9 protein-coding genes are annotated in these 8187 nt (G+C 68.8%); 4 read left to right on the forward strand and 5 right to left on the reverse strand.

Annotation, left to right across the window (positions count from 1 at the left end; genetic code table 11):
- The 3 genes from AC1D2E_RS33415 to AC1D2E_RS33425 all read right to left on the reverse strand — a co-directional run.
- Positions 1-353, reverse strand: a 353-nt coding sequence (locus tag AC1D2E_RS33415; protein ID WP_478201386.1) for a pyridoxal-phosphate dependent enzyme, incomplete at its 3' end; no start/stop codon positions are given.
- Positions 350-1315 (reverse strand): 4-hydroxy-3-methylbut-2-enyl diphosphate reductase, encoded by a 966-nt coding sequence (gene ispH / locus AC1D2E_RS33420; RefSeq protein ID WP_478201387.1) that lies wholly within the window; start codon positions 1313-1315, stop codon positions 350-352. The genes AC1D2E_RS33415 and ispH, both read right to left, overlap by 4 nt.
- Entirely contained in the window at positions 1312-1770 is a 459-nt protein-coding gene (locus AC1D2E_RS33425; RefSeq protein ID WP_478201388.1) for an FKBP-type peptidyl-prolyl cis-trans isomerase, read from the reverse strand. Before AC1D2E_RS33425 ends, ispH begins: the two co-directional genes overlap by 4 nt.
- 64 nt (positions 1771-1834) lie before the next feature.
- Between AC1D2E_RS33425 and radC the strand changes: the two genes are divergently transcribed.
- The 4 genes from radC (at position 1835) to AC1D2E_RS33445 (ending at position 5802) form a co-directional block, all read left to right on the forward strand.
- Positions 1835-2512, forward strand: coding sequence for a RadC family protein (gene radC / locus AC1D2E_RS33430; protein ID WP_478172087.1), 678 nt, complete (start codon positions 1835-1837; stop codon positions 2510-2512).
- Positions 2513-2586: 74 nt separating this feature from the next.
- Positions 2587-3264 carry a response regulator transcription factor gene (locus tag AC1D2E_RS33435; protein WP_478201389.1) on the forward strand — a complete coding sequence of 226 codons (678 nt, stop codon included), beginning with the start codon at positions 2587-2589 and terminating at the stop codon, positions 3262-3264.
- The gene (locus AC1D2E_RS33440) at positions 3264-5129 is read left to right on the forward strand and encodes a sensor histidine kinase (protein WP_478201390.1); all 1866 of its coding nucleotides are present in this window, start codon (positions 3264-3266) and stop codon (positions 5127-5129) included. Before AC1D2E_RS33435 ends, AC1D2E_RS33440 begins: the two co-directional genes overlap by 1 nt.
- Before the next feature lie 16 nt (positions 5130-5145).
- Positions 5146-5802 (forward strand): Smr/MutS family protein, encoded by a 657-nt coding sequence (locus AC1D2E_RS33445; RefSeq protein WP_478201391.1) that lies wholly within the window; start codon positions 5146-5148, stop codon positions 5800-5802.
- 148 nt (positions 5803-5950) lie between these two features.
- On the opposite strand, the gene AC1D2E_RS33450 is transcribed toward AC1D2E_RS33445, so the two are convergent.
- Both AC1D2E_RS33450 and bamA read right to left on the reverse strand, forming a co-directional pair.
- Positions 5951-6364, reverse strand: a complete 414-nt coding sequence (locus tag AC1D2E_RS33450; protein ID WP_478201392.1) for a group II truncated hemoglobin — start codon at positions 6362-6364, stop codon at positions 5951-5953.
- A gap of 95 nt (positions 6365-6459) precedes the next feature.
- Positions 6460-8187: outer membrane protein assembly factor BamA (bamA, locus tag AC1D2E_RS33455; RefSeq protein ID WP_478201393.1), on the reverse strand; the 1728-nt coding region annotated here is incomplete at its 5' end.

Raw genomic sequence — 8187 nt, forward strand, 5'->3', positions numbered from 1 at the left:
CGCTTGGCCTCGGGCGACATGTTGGGCAGGAAGACCTCGCAAGGCACGCCCAGCGCCTGCGCGGCCGCGGCGGTGGCGATGCCGGCATTGCCGCCGGACGCAATGATCGCGCCGCTGGCCGGAATCTCGTTGGCCAGCAGCCGGTTCATCATGCCGCGCGCCTTGAAGCTCCCGCTGGCCTGCAGATGCTCGAGCTTGAGCCAGATTTCGACGCCCGGCGTCTCCACGCCGAGCGCCCGGCCCGAGAGCTTCCACAGCGGCGTCTCGCGCAGGAAATGCGGCGCGCGTTGATGGATCCGGCGCGCCGCCGCCTCGACGTCCCCGCGCCAATCGTGCAGAACGCCGCCGCTCACGAGATATGCCCCGGTGCCGGGATGTCGTCGAGCTTGAGCCCCTTGGGCAGCGGGAACTTGAGCGTCTCCCGGATGCCGTCCATCTTGCGCACCGACACGGCGCCGAAGGCCTTGATGCGGTCGATCACCTCGCGCACCAGCACCTCGGGCGCCGAGGCACCCGCGGTGAGGCCGACGCGGCTCTTGCCCTCGAACCATTCGGGCCGGAGTTCGGCCGCGGAGTCGACCATGTAGCTTTCGGTGCCGAGGCGCTGCGCGAGTTCACGCAGCCGGTTGCTGTTGGAACTGGTCGGGCTGCCGACCACGATCACCAGGTCGACCTGCGGGCTCAGCATCTTCACGGCGTCCTGCCGGTTCTGCGTGGCGTAGCAGATGTCCTGCTGCTTGGGCTCGCGCGCATTCGGGAAGCGCGCGCGCACCGCGGCCGAGATCTCGGCCGCGTCGTCGACCGACAGCGTGGTCTGCGTCACGACCGCCAGCCGCTCGGTCTGCGCCGGCGCCACGAGCGCCACGTCCGCCACGTCCTCGACCAGATGGATGCCGCTCGACAGCTGGCCCATCGTGCCCTCGACCTCGGGGTGTCCCTTGTGGCCGATCATGATGAACTCGTAGCCTTCCTTCGCCAGCTTGGCCACCTCGACGTGGACCTTGGTCACCAGCGGGCAGGTGGCGTCGAAGATCTCGAAGCCGCGCTCGCGCGCCTCGGCCTGCACCGCCTTGCTGACGCCGTGGGCGCTGAACACCAGCGTCGAGCCCGGCGGCACCTCGGCCAGGTCCTCGATGAAGACCGCGCCCTTGGCCTTGAGCTCGTTGACCACGTAGGTGTTGTGCACGATCTCGTGGCGGACGTAGATCGGCGCGCCGAACTTGGCGATGGCGCGCTCGACGATCTCGATCGCACGGTCGACGCCGGCGCAGAAGCCGCGCGGCTCGGCCAGGATGACTTCCTCGATGCCTTTCACAGCACGCCGATCAGCTTCACCTCGAAGGTCACGGGCTGACCTGCGAGCGGATGGTTGAAATCGAAGCGCACCGCGGTCTCGTTCGACTCGATGACCGCGCCCGCATAGCTGCCGGTGCCGTCCGGGGTGGGGAACTGGACCACGTCGCCGATGGCGTACTGCTCGTCCGGATCGCCGATCTGCGTCAGCAGCTTGCGCGCGACCCATTGCTGCATGTCGGCATTGCGCTCGCCGAAGGCTTCGCCCGCCGGCAGTTCGAACGTGGCGTGCGCGCCTTCCGCCATGCCGATCAGGCGCTGCTCGACGGCCGGCGACAGCTCGCCGGTGCCGAGCGACAGCGTGGCCGGCTTGTCCTGGAAGGTGTTGATGATGTCGCCCGCGGGGCCGGCCAGCCGGTAGTGCAGCGTGAGGAAGGAACCGGGCGTGACGGCGGCGGCGGTGGAAATCGAAGACAAGGTAAGGGGTCCCTATAGACTGGGGCCCTATTTTAGGGAGTGGGGCTCGAACCCCGTATGCGCCATGTCTTTCAAGGACTTGCCGGATGGCGCGCGGCCGCGCGAAAGACTCATGGCGCTCGGTGCCGGCGCGCTCGCCGACGCCGAGCTGCTGGCGCTGCTGCTGCGCACCGGCCTGCGCGGCAAGAACGTGCTGCAGCTTGCGCAGGAGCTGCTCGACCGCTTCGATGGCCTCTCGGGCCTGCTCCACGCCGGGCTCGACGACCTCAAGCAGGTCAAGGGCCTGGGCGGCACCGCCAAGCGGGCCGAACTGGCGGCGGTGCTCGAACTTGCCCGCCGCGCCATGGCCGAGCGCCTGAAGGCGCGCACGGTGTTCGATTCGCCCGGCACGGTGACGCAGTACCTGCAGCTGCACCTGGCGGCCCGGCCGCATGAGGTGTTCGCCGCCCTGTTCCTGGATGCCCAGCACCGCCTGATCGCGATGGAAGAGCTGTTTCGCGGCACCTTGACCCAGACCAGCGTCTATCCGCGCGAAGTGGTCACGCGCGCGCTGCACCACCATGCCGCCGCGGTGGTGCTGGCGCACAACCACCCCAGCGGCTCCGTGGAGCCGTCGCGCGCCGATCAGTCACTCACCCAGACGCTCAAGGCCGCGCTCGCGCTGGTCGACGTGCGTGTGCTCGACCACGTGATCGTCGCCCGCGGCGGCACGCTGTCCATGGCCGAGCGCGGGCTGATCTGAGTGAATTCCTGCTTCTACGCATATTTCAAGAAACGAAATGTAAGAATCGTCGGTTCAACCGACAATGCCAAGCCATGGAAGACATCTTGATCGTCGACGACGACCCGGCGGTGCGTACGCGCCTGGAACGCGTGGCCGCCCAGGCGGCCCCCGCGGCCCGCTGTGCGATGGCGGGCTCGCTGGCCGAGGCGCGCGAGCACCTGGCGCAGGGCCGCTTCGACCTGGCCCTGCTGGATGTCGGCCTGCCCGACGGCAGCGGCCTCGAACTGCTGCCCTGGTTGCAGGCCCATGCGCCGGCGGTCGATGCGGTGGTGGTTTCCAGCCTCGGCGATGACGCCACCGTGCTGCAGGCGATCCGCGGCGGTGCCGTCGGCTACCTGCTGAAGAACGGCAGCGACGTCGAACTGGAGCTGTCGCTGGGCAGCATGCAGCGCGGCGGCGCGCCGATCGACCCCATCATTGCGCGGCGCATCCTCCAGCTGATGGCCGCGCCGCAAGCGGGGCCGGCGCCCCTTGCTACCACGCACGCGGCGCCGGCGACCACGGCCCCCGCCCCGGCCGAGCTGAGCGCCCGCGAGATGGAGGTTCTGCAGCTGGTGGCGCAGGGTCACAGCAACCGCGAGATCGCGCAGAGCCTCACCCTCTCCATCAACACCGTCGAATGCCACGCCAAGAACATCTACCGCAAGCTCGCGGTGCGCTCGCGCGCGGGCGCGATCTACAGCGCGCGAGCGCAGGGCTTGCTGCCCTGATGCACTGGCTGGGACGGGTGCTCGGCGCCCTGCTGGCCGGCCTGTTCATCGTCTCGGCCGCCCACGGCGCCGCGCCCCCGACAACCGGCCATGGCTTCGACAGCATCGAGGCGGCCAGAGCCGACTGGAACGCCAGCGCCCCGCCCACCGACGGCTGGACACCCGTCGGCCTGCCGGACGCCTGGGCGGCGCGCTGGCCGGGCTTCGATGGCGTGGTCTGGTATCGGCTGCGCTGGTCCGGGGGCAGCGGCGCCACGCAGCCGCCGCCGCTCGGCCTGCTGGTCGAATACGTCAACATGGCGGGCGCCGCCTATCTCAACGGCAGCCTCATCGGACGTGACGCCAGCCTGGTCGAGCCACTCTCCCGTTCGTGGAACCTGCCGCGCTTCTGGGTGCTCGATGCGCCGCTGCTGCGTCCGGACAGCAACGAGCTGCTGATCCGCGTCTCGGGGCTGTCGGCCTACCAGCCGGGGCTGGGCGCCGTGACCCTGGGCGCACCCGAGGCCTTGCGCCCGGCCTATCGCGAGTCGCTGCTGATTCGCCGCACCCTGCCACTGCTGGGCATCGGCCTGACCCTGGTCATGGGCGTGATGTACGGCATGCTGTGGCTGCTGCGCCGCAGCGAGCTCTCCTATGGGTGGTTCAGCCTGTTCTCGCTGCTGTGGGTGCTCTACTCGTACAACTACGTCGCGTTCGACACCTGGCCCTTCGCCGGCACCGACGCCTTCCAGCGCGCCAACCACATGGCGTTGCTGGCCAGCATCGCCTGCTTCTTCATGTTCGCGCTGCATTTCTGCGAGTTGGCACGAGCGGGGACGCAGCGCGCGGTGCTTCTCGTCGGCGGTGCCGGCCTCGCGACCCTGAGCGCCATGCCTCCCCCTTGGCTCGAGGCCGCGCGCGACACCACCGTGCTGGTCGTCCTGTTCGGCTATTTCGCCAGCTGCGCGATCATCGCCAGGCACGCCTTCGTCTCCCGCCGGCTCGAAGTCGCCGTGCTCGCCGTCTGTCTGTTGCTGCCGGTCGCAGCCGGCGTCCACGACACGCTGATCTTCCTCGAGTGGCTGCCCGGCACCCGCTACTACGTCTCCTTGTCTTCGAGCGCGACGCTGGTCGGCATTTCGTTCGCGTTGACCTGGCGGATGGTCAGGGGCATGCGGCTGGTGGAGCACTTCAATGCCGAATTGCGGCAGCGGGTGGACGAAGCGACCCGGCGCCTGGCCGAGGGCTTGAAGCGGCAGCATGCGGCCGAACTGGTCCAGACCCGCCTGACCGAACGCCTGAGCCTGGTGCGCGACCTGCACGACGGCCTCGGCATGACGCTGAGCAGCCACATCCACACGCTGGGCAACCGGGCCGACGGTGGCGAAGACGGCGTGGCGCTGTGGGCGCTCAAGGAGGTCAACGACGACCTGCGCCTGATCATCGAGAGCTCGGCCTTCGACGACACCGACGAGCTGGCCGACCGGCTGGTGCCGCTGCGCCACCGCAGCACCCGCCTGCTGGAGGCCGCCGGCATCGAATGCCGCTGGCAACTCCAGGGCCTTCAGGGCTGCCGCCTCGGCGGCAAGCGCGATCTGGACTTCCTGCGCGTGCTGCAGGAGGCGCTGGCCAACGTGCTCAAGCACAGCGGCGCCACGCAGGTCGAGGTGCGCATCGAGACCGCCGCAGAGCAGGTGCGGCTTGCGATCCACGACAATGGGCGGGGCTTCGCAGGCGACGCCTCGTCGCCGTCGTCCGCGGGCATGGGATTGCAGAATATGCGCGCACGCGCCGCCCGCCTTGGAGGCACACTCGAGATCCGCACCGGTGCCTCGGGCACGCTGCTGGAACTGCGTTGCGCGATCGAGGCGCGCGTCTCGGCCTGAAACTTGTTCGCCCTCCATGCCCGCCAAATCCAACAGCTTCAAGAGCCTCGCCGATCTCAAGCAAGTGCAGCGCTCGCTGGCCGAGCAGCGCGAGCGCGAGGCCGCCGAAGCGGCGGCCCGGGCGGCGGCGCAGAAGAAACGCCTGGCCGATCAGGACCTGTTCACGCGCGCGATCGGCAACACCCGGCCGCTGCGCAAGACCGCAACGGTAGCGCTGACCCCGGAGCCGCCAGCGCCGATCCCCGTGCAGCAGCAGCTCGACGACCAGCGCGTGCTGCGCGAGTCGCTGTCGGACGAATTCGACGTCAGCACGCTGCTCGACGCCGACGATGCGATGAGCTTCCGGCGGCCCGGCATCCCTACCGACGTCACGCGCAAGCTGCGCGCCGGCGAGTGGTCGATCCAGCGCCAGCTCGACCTCCATGGCATGCGCAGCGACGAGGCCCGCGAGGCGCTCGGCGCCTTCATCCGCGAGGCCTGGAAACAGGGCGTGCGCTGCGTGCGCGTGGTGCACGGCAAGGGCCATGGTTCGCCGGGCAAGCAGCCGGTGCTCAAGGCCAAGGTGCAGCGCTGGCTGATCCAGAAGAACGAGACCCTGGCCTTCGTGCAGGCCAAGCCGGCCGAGGGCGGCGGCGGCGCGCTGGTGGTGCTGCTGGCGCCGGCGCGGCGCTGAACTTCATTCAGGTCCGCGCAACCAGGCGCGCCATCGACAGCGCGTCCACGTAGACACCGTCGCGCAGCGCATAGCCGCGATGCACACCCTCATCGAGGAAACCGAAGCGGCGATAGAGATCCTGCGCCCGATAGCTTCATGCCGGCTTCTAGCGGTTGCGCATCCAGTCCGCCGTCTGGAAGAACGACCCGCGCAAGCGCTCGCGCAAGTCCTCGGGCACCCCGGTCTCGCCCATCGCCTGGTCCATGCAGGCCAGCCACTCGTCGCGCTCGCGAATGCCGATCGCGTGGCCGCCGATGCTCTGCGGCAGGTGGCGCGCGCGCAGCATCGGATGCCCGAAGCGCTCGGTGTAGTGCTGCGGCCCCCCGAGCCAGCCGCAGAGGAACCAGAACAGGCGCTGGCGCGCGTTGTCGAGCGAACTGCCGTGCACCGCGCGCAGCTGCGCGTAGGCCGGCTCGAGGTCCATCAGGTCGTAGAAGCGCTCGACCAGCGCGTGGACCGCGGTTTCACCGCCGATCCATTCGAAGGGCGTGTCAAAAGGCGGTTTGTCCTGAATCTGCATGACCGCCATTGTCCCAAGACTTGCGGGACCGTCGGAGCCGTACCTGAAACACCCCTTTTTTCCGTCGGCGGCGCCCGGCTCCGGCGAGCCTGTTCTCAGAACGAGCTTCCGATCTGGAACTGGATCCGCTGCAGGCGGTCTGCGGCGATGTTGTTGGCCTCGTCCGCCTTCTGGTACTTGATGGGCAGCGCATAGGCGAGGCGCAGCGGACCCAGCGGCGAGATCCAGCTGATGCCCACACCGGACGAGGCGCGAATGCCGTTCTGCGCCTTCCACTGCGCATCGGTCAGGCCGGCGCTGCGGTCCGCGAAGACATTGCCCGCGTCGACGAAGCCGTAGAGCCGCAAGGTGCGGTCGTTTCCCGCCCCCGGCAATGGCGTGCTGAACTCGGCGTTGACGATGGCCTTTCGCGTGCCGCCAAGCGCCCCGTCCGTGACGGCGTCGCGCGGGCCGAGCGAGTTCTGCTCGAAGCCGCGCACCGAACCCAGGCCGCCGGCGTAGAAGTTCTTGAAGATCGGAAAGCTGCTGCCGTCCAGCGCCCGCGCATAGCCCAGCTCCGCGTTCAAGGCCAGCGTGTACTGCTTGCTCAGCGGGAAATACTGCTGCGCCTGGTACTGGCTGCGAAGGTAGCGAAGCTCGGCGCTCAGGCCCAGTTCCACGCTGGCGGTCTGGTATCGCCCCCGGCTCGGCACCAGCGTGCTGTCGCGATCGTCGCGCGCCCAGGCGGCCGTCACGGGCACGCCAAGCAGGTTGCCTTGGGCGCACACCACGCTCGGGACCGTGCCCGTGCACTGGAAGTAGTCGAGGTAGGCCTGCGGCGTGGCCGTGTAGACATACGATCCGTTCACCAGGGTGTAGGTGCCGTTGCTGCCCGGCGTGAACTGGTAGCGCTCCAGGCCGAGGCCGAAATAGACCGTGTCCAGCTCGCTGAACGGCACGCCGAACTTGAGCAAGGCGCCGGTGCTGGCCAGCTTGTAGTTCCCGTCGGCCTCGTAGTACGGGCGCGTCAGGGTATGGAACAGGCTGAAGGTGCGCGAAATGCCGCCCGGCGTGAAGTAGGGGTCGGTCGCCGAGATCGAGATCGACTTGTTGTACGAGCTGCCATTGACCTGCAGCCCGAGGTAGTTGCCGGAACCGAACACGTTCTCCTGCGTGATGCCGAAGTTCAACGAGACCCCGGTGCTGGAATAGCCCGCGCCGAGTTGGAGACTGCCGGTCGGCTTCTCCTTGAGATCGACCGTCAGGTCGACCTGGTCGGGCGTGCCCGGCACCTCCTGCGTGTCGACGCTGACCTCGGTGAAGTAGCCGAGCCGGTCGATCCGATCGCGCGACAGCTTGATCTTGTCGCCGTCGTACCAGGAGGCCTCGTACTGGCGGAACTCGCGCCGGATCACTTCGTCGCGCGTGCGGTTGTTGCCGCCGATGCTGACACGCCGCACGTAGACGCGGCGCCCCGGTTCGGCCTGCAGGACCAGCGTGACGCGGTGGTGGTCGCGATCGATCTCGGGCTGTGCATTCACGCGCGCGAAGGCATAGCCGAAGGTGCCGAAATAGTCGGTGAAGGCCTTGGTGGTCCGGGTCACCTGCTCGGCGTTGTAGGGCTCGCCGGGCTTGATGGCGACGAGGGTCTTGAACTCTTCTTCCCGGCCCAGGTAGTTGCCGCCCAGCTTCACGCCGGAGACCACGAACCTGTCGCCCTCCGTGAGGTTGACCGTGACCGAGAGGTCTTGCCGGTCGGGCGAGATCGCCACCTGCGTCGAGTCGATGCGGAACTCGAGGTAGCCGCGCGACAGGTAGTACGAGCGCAGCGTCTCGAGGTCGGC

This window comes from Variovorax sp. P1_H2, from assembly GCF_056405295.1.